Genomic DNA, 17,176 nt, shown 5'->3' on the forward strand with positions numbered 1-17,176 from the left:
CTATGTTTTTTCGTACCGAATCGTTTCAACAATTTATTCGCTCGTATCCTATTATTACCTTCTTAATCGGACTTCATCTATTTTTATGGTTGATGACTGATTTTCTTGGCCTGCCAATCTTCACTCAACTAGAACGAACCGCTTTGGGGGTGAACCAATATATCGCGCAAGGGGAGTACTGGCGATTGGTTACACCGATATTTTTTCATGCTGGCTTTACCCACGCATTATTTAATTCATTCTCGCTTGTTCTATTTGGCCCAGCCTTAGAGCAAATGTTAGGAAAAACCAAGTTTATTGTAGCTTACCTTGGGTCGGGTATCATTGGCAATGTCGGAACCTATCTATTTGGTCCTGATATCTACGCGCACCTTGGAGCATCTGGAGCTATCTTTGGACTATTTGGTATTTATTTATACATGATCTATGCTCGAAAAGATTTAATCGACCAAGCCAATGCACAGGTTGTCCTGACGATTGCCGTAATCGGTGTGATTATGACGATTATCCGCCCTGGAATCAATGTGTATGGCCATATGTTTGGCTTACTCGGCGGGGTACTTCTAGCTCCAATTGTATTAGCTAGGGCAAGACCCTATTCCCCATACCGTAACGCTCCAACTCGCAAAAGCTATACAGATACAGATATTGGCTTCGACCCAAATCGCTGGAACAAGCGTAGATTGCCGTGGAGAAAGTTTTTACCGAAGCTCTTATGGGGTGGGTTGATTATTTTAGTCTTATTGGGATTACTGGCACGGTTAGTTTAGTTTGGATAGAAAAAGAACACCGACCATTTTATTATTTAGTCGGTGTTCTTTTTCTAGGTATCGCTTCTACTGAGACTTATTTGATAATGCGTTTCTTAATCTTGATAGATCCTCTTTAAACCTTTTAACCTCATCTTCTGTTAACGTTTCTTCTCCGTATCGAACTTTCTGGTATAAGGCAACATCTGCATAAGGAACATCCAGTCGTTCAAACCAGTCTTCTATCGTTTCCGATTGCTTTCGTCCAAATCCTTTTTTATGGGCAAACGCTTCAAAGTCAAAGAACAGCTGGCGCACAGGCTCATTCGGCTTGTTCGTAAAACGGCTAAAGAAATTCTTTTTAAATGGGTTTTTAGACTCTCCACTTACTTTTCCGTACGTAAGACCTTCTTCTTCTTCCTCATCTAATCGTTCTCGCTTCAATTTTCGGTTTAACAAGTAAATACCAATGATGACGATAACCACCACGACCACCGCTATGATTCCCCAATAGGTTGATTCAACCACCTTGTCCGAATATTCACTAGCCGCTTCTTTAGATCGGTCCTCCCCTTGGGAAACTTGCTGCAAAGCCTGCATCATTGAGCTATTCTCCATACCAGACGAGGCGAACCAATCTTGCGCAGACTCCATATTTAGCCCCATCAGACCTAATAACTTCACAAAAGATAATACGATATAGGATAGAGCTGACACAATGGCGGAACTTACAGCAAAGAATCCAGACGATATCGTTTCAAATAACATCGTGACCACAAATGTTATAGCTAGAAATATTCCAAACAAGACATAGAACGTAGGAAGAACTCCCTTATCTTCCTTAGTTACTGGTATTACATTGCTTGCAAGGTAACCAAAGATCAGCACAATGAATTGAAGCAAGGCCATAATGTAAAGAGAGATCGCTTGTATGAAGAGCGTATCAATTATTAACAACAATAGTGTCGTAAATAGTAAGGGCCGTTCACTTTCCATACCTACCCCTTGTTCATGTAAGGCATAACGCCATGCTAATACAAACGGAAGTGGTATGCCTATAAACACAGGGTAGTGGAAAAAAGCAATGAGCATGAAGGCAGCAATAGGAACATATAAAATGAACGGAATATACGTTGTTGTAAAAGACAGTAGTATCGTTAAAAAAACTTTGGTTGCTAGCAATAAGAACAGATAGCTCCAAAACGGAATAGGATTGTCTGTTAGAAGGTAGATTGGTATGAGCAAGAAATAAAGTAGAAAGCCCTCTCCTAAAAACTGATAGGTTCGAACATACTTGATGTTTGCTTCATTCATACTCCTACCTCCTGTCCTACTCCTTCAATTAACGTAGCCCCGCCTTCTATCTCTTTCACATGAAATACCCTCATACCATTCGATTTCCATCTACCCCCATATTCCACTACATCTGAATTCAATTCACCAAAGAACACAATCGTCTTTGGTTTGTACAAGGTTTGATCTACGCGATGCAACATCCGACGGATAGGGATAGTCATTTCATCGGCTCTAATTCGAGCGATAAGCTCCAATGCTTCTCTTAGTTGTTTGTTTCCAGTTCCCTCATATAAATAATAATAGGGCGGGTTACCAGGTTTACTTAGGTTAATAAACACTTCATATGGATACCCCTTCTCCGTAGCCATCTGACACATGTAGGTTACCTGGGAAAGAATAGATTCTAGTTGTTTGGATGTATATGTGTTCCCTAAACGGGTTTCTGAAGTAATATTTATAACAAACGAATACGTAAATTCCCAGTTCTTCTCAAACACCTTCGTTTGAAGGGTCTGTTTTTTTGCAGAAGCCTTCCAATGGATTCGATGAAAAGGATCAGAATGAACATAATCCCTTGTACCTTCAGGGCTCAATATATCTTCAAAAGGAGAGAAATTCGTTCGTTGGGACCCCATAGACGTATAGAACTGTTCCTTCACCCCGTGCACAATTAATGGAGTAGGATACACAATAAATTCCGTTTTGTATAACGGATTAAAAAATAGCGAAATAGATGCAAAATTAATCAAATGCGGAAAGTGGTAACGCACATGATTTATTCTCGTTACACCACGCTTCTGCGCTGAAAACGGAATAGTAGCTTTTGTTTCCCCTTTACTAACAAGTGTCATTGGAATTTCATATAGATTTTCCGTCTTTTCTTCTAGCTTCAAAAACCTCTCCCCTAACACACCATTCCCTACACGAAATTGTAATCGCCCATTAATGATTGGGAGACGAGAGCTATTCGTTAGAGGTACAGATACTTCTGCTGTTTCTCCTGGAAATAACCTATACGTTCTCTGCTTATTTTCAAGGGACAACTGTTTCCCGATATGCCGATCGTATATCTTACTAATAACAATAAACGCAACTAAAGCACCGATAATCATAAAAATAAACGGTCGATTAAAAATAATACTCGAAAGAAACAGTACAATTGCGAAAGCGATTAGAATGTCATATAACTCTTTCACCCTTGTCTCTAAACTCTTGGTCCATTGCATTACGTTGCTTCTCCAATTTCCACTGGCACTTCAATAGAATCTACAAGTTCATATACGACCTGATACGGTGTCTTTCTAATAGAACCTTCCATAGAAAGTACAATCCGATGCTCAAACACATTGGTAGCAAGCTCTTTCACGTCTTCTGGTGTAACAAACTCTCGCTCTCTTAATAACGCTCGTGCTTGAGAAGCTCTCATCAATGCCAATGCTCCTCTTGTACTAATTCCTAGTGCTATATCTGTGTGGTCTCTCGTTTCTTTTACGAGTGCTAACAAGTAATCTTGGACTACATCGGAAACACGTACTTGCTTTACCTCTTCCTGTAACACTAAAATGTCATCCGTATGTAAGGTAGCTTCAAGTTCTTCTAACGGTTCTCCCACCCGATAAGCTGTTAGTATGTTTTTCTCTTCGGCTAATGAAGGATATCCCATATCGATTTTGAATAAAAAACGATCCAACTGTGCTTCTGGTAGTGGAAATGTTCCGTGATTACTTTCTATTGGGTTCTGTGTGGCAATCACTAAAAAAGGAGATGGAATTGACATTGTTTCGCCATCAATCGTTGTTTGTTGCTCCTCCATTACCTCTAGCAAGCTAGATTGAGTTTTAGGCGTAGCCCGATTAATTTCATCCGCTAACAAAATATTCGTCATAACAGGACCTACCCTCAGCTCAAATTCATGCGTCTTCGGATTATAAAATTGAATGCCCGTTACATCACTTGGCAACACATCAGGTGTAAATTGAACACGACTAAAAGAACCATCTAGCACCTTGGCAAAACTCTTCGCCAGCTTCGTCTTCCCTGATCCAGGGACACTCTCTAACAGCACATGCCCTTTTGCAAGAATTGCAGTAAATAGCAACTCAACTACTTCATCCTTCCCCAAAATTACGGAAGAAAGAGCCTCCCTTGCTCTCTTTATCGATTCTTTTCGATCTTGATTCATATTGATTCCTCCTACAGTTGGTATTTTAAATACAAAAGCGCAAGCGCCCCGGTTAGCGACGTACAAACTGGACGGCTCCGTATGAGATAAAGGAAACACGGAGAGCGGTAGCGATCCGATGTTGACTTATCGTAAGGAGGTGCAGGAAGTTTGCTAGTCGCTGGGCGCTGGAGCTGGACGTGGCAACATCACTTTATCAGAATTTTCCATAATATCAACCTATTTATTATTTCAAAACGACAAGTAATGTATGAATTTTCGTTAATCTCTATCAGTCACAACCTTTCCACTGCTAAAAAACTACAATAAAAGGGTATGTACTTTTGACGTATTACAAAATAAGTCGGTTTCAGTCGATTTAATTTTTTGTCTGCGTGATGTAAAAGCTAACCTTTGGTACTTTCCTCCCGGTTTGATGTTGATGTAGATAATAAAGAAGAGGTTGCCTCTATATCGAGACAACCTCTTTCCATTGCTGTATATTCACTGTAATTTCAAGAACGATTCCTGCGTTCCTGCAACCTTACTTAGCTATTGCTGTTCTGGTTACGTTTTTGTTGGTAATTACGGTTACGTCCACCGTTGTTCTTGTTGTATTGACCTTTTGGTTTATGGTTACGGTTGTAGCCGCCTTTGCCGCCACCTTTTTTACGATCATAGTTACGGTTACCATTCTTCTTATCCTTACCTTTTTGCGCTTGTTTTACGCTAATCGGTGATAATGAAGTTAAGTTTACAGGTACATCTTTACGTTCTTTTGTTAGCATTTTAAGTGCAGCTGCTACAACAGTTGCAGAATCATGTTGTGCTAACAATTCATTTGCTTGTGCATAGTATGGCTCTAAATTCTCTGAGTCAATAGACTGCATCATTTTGTCGACGGCAATTTTTTGTTGGCCTTTATGAGCCTCATCAGAAGAAGGAATAGCAAGACGCTGAATCTTCGTACCCGTTGTCTTCTCGATTAAGTGTAGGTGTGCCATTTCTCTCGGCGTAATAAAGGAAACAGCGTGTCCTTCATTACCAGCACGACCTGTACGACCAATACGGTGAACATAGCTTTCTGGGTCTTGCGGAATGTCAAAGTTGTAAACGTGCGTTACGCCAGAAATATCTAATCCACGTGCTGCTACGTCTGTTGCAACTAGTACTTCCACTCCGCCACGTTTGAACTTTTTCAATACAGACATACGTTTACCTTGGGTAAGGTCACCATGAATGCCTTCTGCACGGAATCCACGTGCACTAAGACCTTCCGTTAGTTCATCGACACGTTTTTTTGTACGTCCAAACACAATGGCAAGGTCAGGTACGTGGATATCAAGTAAACGAGTTAACGTATCAAACTTCTTCCCTTCGTTTACTTCTACAAAGAACTGATCAATTTTATCGACCGTCATTTGCTTCGATTTTAACTTAACGGTTTCAGGCTTCTTCATCATCTTCGTTGCAATCTCATGAATTTCTTTTGGCATCGTTGCAGAGAAGAGTAATGTTTGTCGCTGAAGAGGTACAGCGTTTAATATCGCTTTGATATCTTCAATAAAGCCCATGTTAAGCATTTCGTCTGCTTCATCCAATACAGTTGTATGAATATTGGATAGGTTGATGGTCTTTCTACGAACGTGATCAAGCAGACGCCCTGGCGTTGCTACGACAATTTGCGGTTGATTCTTCAATTCGCGAATCTGACGACCCATGTCTGAGCCACCGTAAACAGGCAGAACACGTACACCTTTGTATTGGCCTAACTTGTTTAATTCCGTCGCCACTTGCATCGCAAGCTCACGTGTAGGGGCAATAACTAAACCTTGGGTCTTTTTAAGATCCTGGTTGATCTTCTCGATCATCGGAATCCCGAAGGCAGCTGTTTTCCCTGTACCCGTTTGTGCTTGTCCGATGACATCTCTTCCGTCCATCGCGATTGGGATTGTCTGCTCTTGAATTGGGGTAGCCTCTTCAAACCCCATCTCTAGAACTGATTTTAGAACTGATTTGGATAAACCTAATGAATTAAATGTTGTCACTTCTATTTTCTACTCCTTTTCGTTTCCTTTACATTGAAAGAAAAACACGTAAAAAAAGCCATCCTCACAGTTGGAAGAGGGCTCTCGGTACGAATGATTTAAATTTATTTTAACACATTACAGTGCAAACAGCAATTCCTATAAGTTTAAAGTACCTTTTCCTTTCTATCAATGATAAAATAAGGAAAAGCTACATGTGAACGGAGGTGGGCTAATATTGGAAAAACCACCATTTAATCCCTATATAGCAATTGTGATTGGAGTACTTTCCGTCTCCACTGCAGCGGTGTTTGTAAAACTAGCTGATGCAGCCCCTGCTTCTATTATTGCCAATTATCGTTTATTATTCGCAGTTTTATTAATGACACCTTATGTTCTATTAAAAAATCGACACGAATTTTCTAAGATTACTCAACGAGATTGGCTGCTGGCTAGTATTTCTGGATTATTCTTAGCCCTTCATTTTATACTATGGTTTGAATCGCTAAATTTCACTTCTGTAGCTAGTTCCGTTGTACTTGTCACCTTGCAACCTATATTTGCCTTTCTTGGGACCTATCTATTCTTTAAAGAACGCTTTACAGTTGGAGCAGTCCTTAGTATGATGATAGCCATTACAGGGAGCGTGGTTATTAGTTGGGGTGACTTTCAAATAAGCGGACAAGCCTTTTATGGTGATATGCTCGCCTTATTAGGAGCTGTTATGGTAACTGGATACTTTTTAGTTGGGCAACATGTTCGCAAGCGATTGTCTTTAATGACCTATACATTTCTCGTCTATGGCATTAGCTCATTGACGTTAATCTTATATAATTTACTAACCCAACAACCTTTCGTTGGGTATCCCTCTGATCATTGGGTAATCTTCTTGGCTCTTGCCATTATACCAACCTTCTTTGGACACACGATGTTCAATTGGGCTCTAAAGTGGGTGAGTACATCAACGATTTCCATGAGTATCGTTTTTGAACCAGTAGGGGCTTCCATCTTAGCCTATTTTATTCTAAACGAAACGATCTCATGGTCGCAATGGCTCGGAGGTACGATTGTAATCTTGGGTTTAAGCTTGTTTATTTTTAGTACATCCCATAAATCTAAAGTGAAAATCACCCATAAAGTTGATACGTAATATCTTGAAGTGCCTTATAATAGCGACAAACGTTTACTTAAAATAGAGAAAAGCAGGTGATATTGTGCATATTCAACTAATAACCGATGGTGGATCAGACCTTCCACCTCATCTAACCGAAGCCTATAACGCCAAAATTGTACCCCTAAATATTCACTTTGGTGACCAACAGTATGTCAGCGGAGTTGACCTGGATATACAAACCTTTTATAAAAAAATGAAGGAAGAAGATGAACTTCCACGCTCATCTGCCCCTAGCCCTTATGCATTTTATGAAGCTTTTAAGGAAATAGATCCTGAGAAACCGATTCTAATGTTAGCTTTATCTAAATTGTTAAGTACCACTCACGATAATGCCATCATGGGCAAGGAGATGCTTCTTGAGGAAGAGCCTGATCGTACAATTGTGGTTTTAAATACCAAAACGGCAACTTCTGGTATGTCGTTACTAATAGATGAAGCTGGTAGATGTGTGAAAAATGGTATGGAATTTGAACCACTAGTCGCTCACATGGAAGAACGAATCGAACAAACCACTACGCTATTTATCTTACGTACTGTCGAGAATTTAATTAAAGGCGGTAGACTGGACCGTTTCAAAGGTGCCATCGCCAAAACGTTGAACATTAAACTCCTAATGAAAGCGACTGATGAAGGAGCAATTGATGTTGCCGAGAAAGTACGCGGAAATAAAAAAGCAATGCGTCGCTTTGTAGAACAGATAGGAGAAACGACCTCTAACTTCGAAAATAAAGTCATTTCCCTTTCTTACAGCACTACAGAAGAGAAGGCCAAGAAACTTTTACAAGAAATGAAAGACCGCTATGCATTTAAAGATTCCCTCCTCATGGAAATGGGCCCTTTATGCGCTACCTACGCAGGAGAAGGCGGATATGTGATGTCATTTTTTGTGGACTAAATCGGATGATTTAACGGTAAAGACTCCTATTACTAGAGGTAATAGGAGTCTTTTTTTGATATTTCATTAATTTGAGGGCGCGAATTGGTGGCTGTTTGATATGCGTGGGTTCACCTCGTTTTTTTGTTCAACCTATTAACAGTCTTTATTCTAACTAAATTAAAATGCTTCCCTTCCCCATCTCTCATTCAAGTTTTCACGCAGAATGATAAGCCTCATAAGTTGGCTTAGGAGATAGCAAAGAAAAAATAGCCGCAATAAGTGGGAAGATCATCATAACCCAAATAATTTGTTGATATCCTCCGAACCAATCATAGAACAATCCAAAAGGCAACGGACCGAAGGCTGAGCCAACTACCATAACGGTCTGGGCTAATCCTTTAATACTCCCTAAATGTTCTCGACCAAAATAGTTTGGCCACACAATATTTAATACGATACGTTCAAAGCCGTTCACAAGTCCCCATATCACGCCATATATTATTGCACCTGTCCATGACCCTACTTGTAATAACACGAGCAATGCCACAATATGACCCACAAAGGTAATAGCTAACAAGTAATGGACAGATATACGGTCGACAAGGTAACCAACCACAAACGTAACTGGAAACCCTACAAATGCCATAAGAGACAGCACAATAGCAGCTATCTCTTTGGTAAGTCCCTTCCCTTCTGCAATAGATACCATATGAAACGTGACACCAGTATTAACTAGAGCAGGCACACTGACGCAGAACAATATAAGCCAGAATGCTCTAGTTTTCATCGCCTCACGAAGGGTCCAACTCTTCTCATTGATATCTACATTCGGATTAGCATCCATTTCATCAGAAGACTTTTTTGGATTTCCATCAGGAACTTCCCCAATGTCTTTCGGCTGATTCCGTACAAAGAAATAAACAAGAGGAACGAAAATAACAAGTAACAGAATCCCCCAGAATAACCAAGCGTTTCTCCAACCGAATACGTCAATTAACCATGTGTTAAGTGGAGGCAATAATGCAGAGCTAACAAACCCACCCACTGCCATCACACTTAGTGCTCGACCTCTTTTTGATATAAACCATTGCGGAACTAGTGTGTTTGGAATAAGCGTTAATGACCCTTGGCCAAACAAGCGAAGCATAAAGAACCCTAAAAACATCATGACAGGTCCTACTAAAAAACTATTCCAAAAACAAGCTAGAGCCAATAAACCACCAACTACAGTTAACATGATCCTTTGTCCAACTCGATCTACAATCCTTCCAACCAAGAACAACGTAAATCCTGCACATAAGGTTGCCGTCGAATAAAGTCCAGATACAAGCGACCTAGAATACTCAAAATCTTCTATGTAGTGCTCTATAAATATGGAGATGGAATATGTTTGACCAGGACCTGAGAAAAAGACACTCAATCCCGCAAGAAACACAACCATCCAACCATAGAAAAAAGGCGTCTGAACTGGAGGATCTCCTACTGGATTCGTTTTACTCATGGTGATCATCCTTTCTTTATGGAGTTGGTTTAGTACTTTTGACTATGTTAAAGTTTGGTGTTGATTTTGGAATCAACTAGTCTAAATAATTTTATTCAAGATAAGAAGCATAATTTTGAAGACTTGGATTTGAGATAATTATTGATCAGGGCGTGGGTGGAATCGGCAATACGTAGGAAACCTTTTTTTGACGGACATATAATCTCTTATTTACTGTAAAAACCCTCTTTTGGAGAGTCTAACGGACATATTGTATCTTATTTGTAAAAAAACACACTACATTAAGGTGATTTAGGCCAAATAGCGTACTGGATGTCCGTTACGAATGCAAATTAGCCTTCAAATCGAAGAATAAGAGACTATATGTCCGCGAGCATAGCATCACTTTGTATCCTTATCCATTCCTCGCTTCGTGGATACTACCATTCAGCAAACTCCCATACTAACCTGGCCATGTTTCCGGTCCTTCCAAGGCCACCTTTATTCTTACTAAAGCAACTGGGACATGTCTTCACCCATCATATCTCGAATCCAAGTCCTCAACATAATGGTGCTATTATGGAGGAACATAAAACTATTTATTATTATATCAACAACAAACTGTAACACAGCCTTTGATTTAGTACGCGCTTTCCTACATAAAATTCATTCTACCACATGGAAAGTAATACAGCGTAAGCAACATGCTTAGCAAAAAACAAAAAACCTCTCTACTAACCAAAGAGAGGTTTATAACCCTTTCATAAACGATCCAAGCCCTTTAACGAGTGGAGAGAATTGATTGGCTGTATTGGCTACTTGCCCCATTGTTGAAAGCATTTTATCTAAGTCCAACTGTCCGTTTTTATCTTGAAAATAGTTCATGATCCCTTTTGGCGTCGTTTGTTGATTAGGGTTCGGATATTGCTGTTGTAAAGAATAGTATGGATTCCATTGATTTGGTTGAGGGGGCTTAGCAAACTGTTCATATGGTGTTTGAAATACTGGTGGCTTCGGTTGCTCTTCTTGAACTGGTTGATTAGGATAAGGTTGGTAAGGTTGTTGCTGTGGATATTCTCCCATATCCATTTGCGTAAACGGTTGATGTTGAGGATAGGGTTGCGTAAATGGCATTGGTCCAGGGCCTGGCATTGGCCTCTTCCCATGATATGGTTGGGCATTTCGTTGGTACATAGGGTGCATAGGTTTCCACCTCCACATATTGGCTATTTCACCTATAGCCTATGATGCACCACCCTAAAAAGTGCTTTCCTTTGAATCAAAAAAGCAAGAAGGGACCTCCTTCTTGCAATACTTCAAGCTTAATTTTGGTTACTCAATGCCCTTTGACGAATATAAGATGATACCTCATCAATACCTAAATATTTCTTTAATTTTCTCTTCTGAAAACCTAATACCTGTTGTCCATCAATAAATGTAACAGGGGCCCCATAAACACCCATTTCCTTCATTTCTTTATAGAAATCAGCATTTTGAGAGATGTTTTTTTCAGTGAATGATATATCCCATTCACGAAGAAGTTCAAGTACTTTTGTACAATGAATGCAGCTATCGCTAGTATAAACTACTACATTATACTCACCCATTTGCCTCCCCCTTTTATCTATATAGTCTATTATGCTTATAAAGTAACATGTTACGGTTCTCTTTTCAAAACGATAGTTATCTTTACCCACACTACTAATTATCGAAACTGATTTTTAGTTTTGTTATAGAAATTTTTGGAAAAGTGGTTATCTCTTAATGTTACCCAATCGTATAAGAGCAGGAAGGTTGATAGTAGCTGTGGCGCTGCAGCCCAACATCCTTTTTGTAGTTAAAAAATGCTTATACTCTAAAAAGACCCTAACCCAGCAAGGCTGAATTAGGGTCAAAGCTTTATCACTAACTTACTTAGCAAAAACTTCCTCTATTTTCTGATCACCGCTTAACAGGTCAAAACTTTTTCCTTCTAGGTGCGGAACCGTCAATACGTGTGCTAATACACTGGCTACATCTTCACGAGGAATCGTTCCTCTTTGGTTAATTGTCTCACTTGCATAGACTTTGCCATTACCAGCGTCATTCGTTAGCCCACCTGGTCTTACGATGGTGTAATCCAGGTCTGTATGACGTAAATACTCATCCGCACGACCTTTAGCATATAGATAATGCTTTAGTGCTGAAGGCCCTATTTCTGGACGATCTGCAGCGATAGCACTCAACATCACGTAGCGCTTGATACCAAATTCTTTTGCTAATTCCATAGATTTGATAGCAGCTTCTTGATCAATAATAATCGTTTTATCAGCTCCGGTATGGGGACCAGAACCTGCTGCAAAAATGACGGCATCAATGCCATAAAAAGCATGACGAAAATCACCTTGTAAATCTGCTAGTACCGTTTGTACATTACGCTCTTCGAAATAAGGGACTTGATCTGTGTCTCTAACCATGGCAACAGGATTATGTCCATAATCTTTCACTTTCTCCACCACATGTTTTCCTACTTGCCCATGGGCACCAATTATAAGTACATTCATCACTATACCTCCTTTGGGATTACATTCCTATAGAGTTCCCCCCTCCTAACAACAATAAACAAATGAAGGGGTAATGATTCTTCCAAGCAGGAATATAGTAGAACATATCGAAACCAATAAGCATGACATGTTTGACCAGGAGGTTACCAAATGAAAAATGTTTACTTTTTTACAGGTTTTCCAGGTTTCCTTACTAGCTATTTAATTGAGGAATTACTCGAACAGCAAGATTCCATTGAGAAGATTTACCTTCTCATCTTACCTTCAACCAAAACCGAAAGTGAGAAGAAAATCGAAACCATTTCTCGAAAATGTAACGTTTCCCAAAACCTCTTTGAACTTGTTAACGGGGATATTACGAAGAAGAACATACATCTAGACGCCTCAACTTCTGATAAAATCCTCTCTACCCTCACCCATGCTTATCATCTTGCAGCTTTATATGATCTATCCGTACCACTCAAGCCAGCTTATCAGGTCAATGTACAAGGAACCCAGTTCTTGAATGAATGGTTACGAGGGGCAAAAAGACTGCAACATTACACGTATTTTAGTACAGCTTATGTCTCCGGAAAACGTACAGGAGATATATACGAACATGAACTAGATCATGAATTCGGGTTTAAGAATTATTACGAAGCAACAAAATATCAGGCTGAACGCCTTGTGCAAGAGCAAAAAGAACACCTACCCGTTACTATTATTAGACCAGGTATAGTGGTAGGTAATTCACAAACAGGTGAGACCGCTAAATTTGATGGGCCTTACTTTTTACTACATCTTTTTGATCGCCTTAAATTTCTTCCTACTATCCCTTATTTCGGGAATGCGAATACGGAAGCAAATTTTGTACCAGTAGACTATATCACCAAAGCTACCATCTACTTGAGTCATCAACAAAGTGCAATTGGACAGACCTATCACTTAACAGATCCACATCCTTATAAAACACGCGAGGTGTACAAAATGCTCATGGAAGCTTTACTTGGCCAGTCACCACAATACACCTTACCCATTAATGCAGCCTATGCCTCCTTAACAATTATGCCGGTAAGAAAGTGGTTAAACATCCAGAAGCAAACACTCCCATACTTCACACACGATTGTCACTATGACACCACTGCCGCCTATCAACAACTACAAAAATCCAACATCACTTGCCCAAATTTCGAAACCGTCATCCCTTCCATCATCAAGTACTACCGCACACACAAAGACGATGAAACAAAACGAATTAAGATTGTGTAAGAAAAGCGTAAGCGCCCGGTTAGCGACGTATGTGCTGGACTGAACCGTAGGAGATAAAGGAAACACGAAGAACGAAGTGATTCGATGTTGACTTATCGTACAGAGGTGAGGGAAGCACACTAGTCGCTGGGCGCTGGAGCTGGACACCAAAGAAAAGCTCGGGGCGCCCGGTTAGCGACGCAGTGGGACGAGGGACCTGTCCCTGCGTCTCGCTCGGGGGCGCTCATAAGTGAAACAAGGGACCTGTCCCCTTGTCTCAAAAAAATCCTGGCACTCTATAAGTGGAGTGCCAGGATTTTTTCCTTCTTTTACTCTTCTATTAACCACATTTCATACAGTTCTTCTAATTCCTTCTCCAATCGATCGGACTCTTCTTGAGCAGTCATTAACTCCTCAACATCGGTCATATGAGTCATTTCTTCTTTAATATCATTTATTTTCTTCTCTAATGATTGTATTTCTTGCTCATAATCTCTTTTGACCTCTTTTTCCTTAGGCTGCTTTGATGTTGAATCTTTCTTAGGTGTAACAGGAGTGGACACTTCTTTTTGTTCTCTTAACTTTATAAGTTTATGCTTCGTCTCATCGTAACTACCTTTATAACGATATAATATACCATCTTCAAGGTAAGCTGTTTCAGAAAAACATTTATTCAGAAAATAACGATCGTGGGATACGCAGATAACTGTTCCTGAGAACTGATTTATTGCATCCTCAAGCACTTCTTGAGAATCGATATCCAAATGGTTTGTTGGTTCATCAAGAATAAGCAGATTCACATTCTGATGCATGAAGATGGCGAGCTTCACCCTCATTTGCTCCCCGCCACTCAACTGGTGAATCTTCCGGAAGACGGCATAACCAAAAAACATAAACTTCGCTAAAATTTGCCTAGCCTGCCCCTCTGTCACCCTCACTTCTTCACGAAAGTAATCAATCATGCGAAGGGAAGGATCTACATCAAATAACGGTTCCTGTGGCAAATACCCCAGATGAATGCTTGAGCCTATTTTTACAAATCCATCTGTCGGTTGTTCTTTGTCTAACAAGATATTAAGCAAGGTTGTTTTTCCTGCTCCATTTCTTCCTATAACGGCTAGCCGCTCCTTATACCGTAAGTGTAAATCTAACCCCTGTAATACAGGCTTGTCATCATAGTATTTCGTGACATTCTCCGCTACAATGACGTCCGTACCACTTCTCTCTTCTGAAGCAAGTGATAGATCCATTCGTTTAGGATCTAATAACGGCTTTTCGACTGTTTCCATTTTTTCTAACGCTTTCTCCATGCTTTTTGCCTTACGAAATAGCTTCTCGCTTGGCGGGTTTGCTTCATTCGCCCACTGTCTAAGTCGCTTTATAGCCTCTTTCATTTTCTTTATACGCTTCTGTTGCTCCTGATACGCTTTAAACTCGGCTAACAGCTTCTCTTCTTTTTGCTGCACATAAGAACTGTAATTGCCCTGATACAGTTCAATTTCGCCCTGTTCCAAATCAGCAATCTTCGTCACGACCCGATCCAGAAAATGCCGGTCGTGTGAAATGATACATACCGCACCTTCATACTGCTTCAGGTGTTCTTCCAACCATTCAATGGCCTCAATATCCAAATGGTTTGTCGGCTCATCCAAAAGCAATACATCCGGGCTTTCTAACAAAATTCTCGCCAAACCTACCTTCGTCTTTTCACCACCGCTTAGCTGATCAAAGCTATGGTGCAATAGAGTATCAATGTGTAGGCCGTGAGCAACTTTTTCAATTTGTGACTCTATCTCATACCCGCCAAGACGCATAAATTCCTCTTGCAGTTTCCCATACTCCTCGATGGCCTTTTCCATGTATTCTGGGTCTTGCATTTTCACTTCCAATTGACTCATAGATTGCTGAATATCCATCAGCTCAGCAAAACTATTTCGTAAATACGCATACACTGTTTTCTCTTCAATCTGAGGTATTTGCGCCAAATAGCCAATCTTCGTATTTTTCTTTACATATAATTGCCCATCATCCATTGCTTCCATTTGGGTTATCAACTTAAATATTGTTGTTTTCCCGGTACCGTTTCGGCCGACAAGACCAATTTTATCGCCAGCTTGTATATCAAAATTTAAATTCTCAAATAGGACGTTTCCTGCTAGTACTGTTTTTATATCTTTTAACGTAATTAACATTTTTGTTCCTCCAAATCATTTATACATTCAAGATAAACACGATAAAAAAGCACAGAGATCTCTCTAATCTCTGTGCCTCGACATACATCGATTATCATGATTAGAAAAACCACACGCATATAAACGTGTGGCAATTCGAATCATTCATCGTGTTTTCTTTAGGTTAGATGAGAGATTTCCACACATGGTTACTGATTTAGTTGCTTAAAAAAGGACAAACGTGTCCCGTCGGCAACAAAATCATGCGTTTGCACACGATTAAAATATACAGAATGACAATCAACCATGTGCTTTTCCATGCGTAACATCTCTACATCCACCTCCTTTAATGATTTGATTAAGCTTACTATACCATGAATAATCTGATTATTACAAACTATCGTTCCATTTGATCAGCATATACACCAAGTTTCTTTAATAACGGAATCATTTGTTCCTTTTCCTCTTGTGTTAACCCACCTGTAATTTCTTCAATTTGCTTCCAGTGGTCAGGGAAGATTTCATGAAGTAATTTCCGACCATCTTCTGTTATAGCAGCATACGTAATACGACGGTCCTTAGGGCATGGCTTTCGCTCTAATAAGCCTTTCTTTTCAAGCTTATCCACTACGTACGTAATACTTCCACTAGCTAATAGTATTTTATCGCCAATTTTCTGCAAAGCTTGGTCACCTTGGTGGTAAAGCAACTCCAACACACCAAATTCAGTCGGGTTCAACCCTTGCGTTCGAATATCTTCTTCTACTCGATCTGAAATGGCTCTATAAGCTTTCGATAACACAACAAATAGTTTCAGTGATGGATCTTCTTTCTTTTGAAGGTAGTTCTGTTCTTGATCCATTTCTCTCAGCCTTTCTATTCCATAACTTCTTCTTTCTGATAAACAAAAGTATAGCTAGATTTTCAATATACTGTCAAATCCTTAAATACCTCTGTTATCACGTTTTCTTTTAGGTTTTTTATAATCATGATGTGTACCTGTCTCGCAAAAGTCACGACAGGATAGCCATTCTCTGTACATCATCCATTACCTTATACTCAATAAAGTTCCCTACTAAGCTTAATTGTAATCGTCCACTATATGATAGTTAACCAGCACTAGTATATCATTTAGCAGCTATTGATATAATCGTTTCTTTAAAAAAGGCTATGTTAAAGTTTGGTGTTGATTTTGGAATCAACTAATCTAAATAGTTTTATTCAAGATAAGAAGCATAATCTGGAAGACTTGGATTCGAGATAATTTGGGATGGAGGGATTTTTCCGTTGCTTTAGATGGAATAAAGCTGGCCTGGGAACAACTCGCGTCCTGCCGGCGAGCTGGCAAGCTACCTTCGGGAAGAACGCCCTAAGGGGATCTTGCCTACCTCTTTCTCCGGGGGGAGTCTCGTCGTTCCCAGACCACCTTTGCTATTGTTGGGAAGAACGGAAATATGGATTGATTTAACGA

At 39.9% G+C, this 17,176-nt stretch carries 15 protein-coding genes; 4 read left to right on the forward strand and 11 right to left on the reverse strand.

The features are described 5' to 3' along the window. The first annotated feature begins 2 nt into the window (after positions 1 to 2). Complete coding sequence (locus tag N782_RS14540; RefSeq protein ID WP_036821610.1) at positions 3 to 770, forward strand: rhomboid family intramembrane serine protease; 768 nt, start codon at positions 3 to 5, stop codon at positions 768 to 770. A gap of 66 nt (positions 771 to 836) precedes the next feature. Here the strand turns inward: N782_RS14540 and N782_RS14545 are convergent, their stop codons facing one another. From N782_RS14545 to cshA, 4 genes are all read right to left on the reverse strand, one after another. Beyond that, the gene (locus N782_RS14545) at positions 837 to 2,063 is read right to left on the reverse strand and encodes a DUF4129 domain-containing protein (RefSeq protein WP_036821611.1); all 1,227 of its coding nucleotides are present in this window, start codon (positions 2,061 to 2,063) and stop codon (positions 837 to 839) included. Further along, positions 2,060 to 3,271, reverse strand: a complete 1,212-nt coding sequence (locus N782_RS14550; RefSeq protein WP_036821612.1) for a DUF58 domain-containing protein — start codon at positions 3,269 to 3,271, stop codon at positions 2,060 to 2,062. Before N782_RS14550 ends, N782_RS14545 begins: the two co-directional genes overlap by 4 nt. After that, positions 3,271 to 4,227 (reverse strand): AAA family ATPase, encoded by a 957-nt coding sequence (locus N782_RS14555; RefSeq protein ID WP_036821618.1) that lies wholly within the window; start codon positions 4,225 to 4,227, stop codon positions 3,271 to 3,273. The genes N782_RS14550 and N782_RS14555 overlap by 1 nt, the downstream gene beginning before the upstream one ends. A 527-nt stretch (positions 4,228 to 4,754) precedes the next feature. Beyond that, complete coding sequence (cshA, locus tag N782_RS14560) at positions 4,755 to 6,254, reverse strand: degradosome RNA helicase CshA (RefSeq protein WP_036821621.1); 1,500 nt, start codon at positions 6,252 to 6,254, stop codon at positions 4,755 to 4,757. A gap of 217 nt (positions 6,255 to 6,471) precedes the next feature. On the opposite strand from cshA, the gene N782_RS14565 reads away from it, so the two are divergent. After that, the gene (locus tag N782_RS14565) at positions 6,472 to 7,383 is read left to right on the forward strand and encodes a DMT family transporter (protein ID WP_036821624.1); all 912 of its coding nucleotides are present in this window, start codon (positions 6,472 to 6,474) and stop codon (positions 7,381 to 7,383) included. Positions 7,384 to 7,447: 64 nt separating this feature from the next. After that, complete coding sequence (locus tag N782_RS14570) at positions 7,448 to 8,302, forward strand: DegV family protein (RefSeq protein ID WP_036821627.1); 855 nt, start codon at positions 7,448 to 7,450, stop codon at positions 8,300 to 8,302. Between the two features lie 196 nt (positions 8,303 to 8,498). Here the strand turns inward: N782_RS14570 and N782_RS14575 are convergent, their stop codons facing one another. The 4 genes from N782_RS14575 to N782_RS14590 all read right to left on the reverse strand — a co-directional run bounded on the left by N782_RS14575 (position 8,499) and on the right by N782_RS14590 (position 12,307). Next, complete coding sequence (locus N782_RS14575; protein WP_036821630.1) at positions 8,499 to 9,785, reverse strand: MFS transporter; 1,287 nt, start codon at positions 9,783 to 9,785, stop codon at positions 8,499 to 8,501. A 729-nt stretch (positions 9,786 to 10,514) separates the two neighbouring features. Beyond that, positions 10,515 to 10,967 (reverse strand): YppG family protein, encoded by a 453-nt coding sequence (locus N782_RS14580; RefSeq protein ID WP_036821633.1) that lies wholly within the window; start codon positions 10,965 to 10,967, stop codon positions 10,515 to 10,517. A gap of 119 nt (positions 10,968 to 11,086) precedes the next feature. Beyond that, the gene (locus N782_RS14585) at positions 11,087 to 11,371 is read right to left on the reverse strand and encodes a glutaredoxin family protein (protein ID WP_036821637.1); all 285 of its coding nucleotides are present in this window, start codon (positions 11,369 to 11,371) and stop codon (positions 11,087 to 11,089) included. 303 nt (positions 11,372 to 11,674) lie between these two features. Next, entirely contained in the window at positions 11,675 to 12,307 is a 633-nt protein-coding gene (locus N782_RS14590) for an SDR family oxidoreductase (protein WP_036821640.1), read from the reverse strand. 150 nt (positions 12,308 to 12,457) lie between these two features. Between N782_RS14590 and N782_RS14595 the strand changes: the two genes are divergently transcribed. Further along, entirely contained in the window at positions 12,458 to 13,555 is a 1,098-nt protein-coding gene (locus N782_RS14595; protein ID WP_036821642.1) for an SDR family oxidoreductase, read from the forward strand. Between the two features lie 308 nt (positions 13,556 to 13,863). Here N782_RS14595 and abc-f read toward each other — a convergent pair whose 3' ends face one another. The 3 genes from abc-f to N782_RS14605 all read right to left on the reverse strand — a co-directional run bounded on the left by abc-f (position 13,864) and on the right by N782_RS14605 (position 16,567). Next, complete coding sequence (gene abc-f / locus N782_RS14600; protein WP_036821645.1) at positions 13,864 to 15,726, reverse strand: ribosomal protection-like ABC-F family protein; 1,863 nt, start codon at positions 15,724 to 15,726, stop codon at positions 13,864 to 13,866. Positions 15,727 to 15,914: 188 nt separating this feature from the next. Further along, positions 15,915 to 16,034 (reverse strand): RAxF-45 family protein, encoded by a 120-nt coding sequence (locus N782_RS22160; protein ID WP_338048262.1) that lies wholly within the window; start codon positions 16,032 to 16,034, stop codon positions 15,915 to 15,917. 68 nt (positions 16,035 to 16,102) lie between these two features. Further along, positions 16,103 to 16,567 carry a MarR family winged helix-turn-helix transcriptional regulator gene (locus tag N782_RS14605; protein ID WP_036821648.1) on the reverse strand — a complete coding sequence of 155 codons (465 nt, stop codon included), beginning with the start codon at positions 16,565 to 16,567 and terminating at the stop codon, positions 16,103 to 16,105. Positions 16,568 to 17,176 lie beyond the last annotated feature (609 nt).

Origin of the sequence: Pontibacillus yanchengensis Y32, from assembly GCF_000770635.1 — a bacterium.
GTDB classification, from domain to species: Bacteria; Bacillota; Bacilli; order Bacillales; family BH030062; genus Pontibacillus; species Pontibacillus yanchengensis.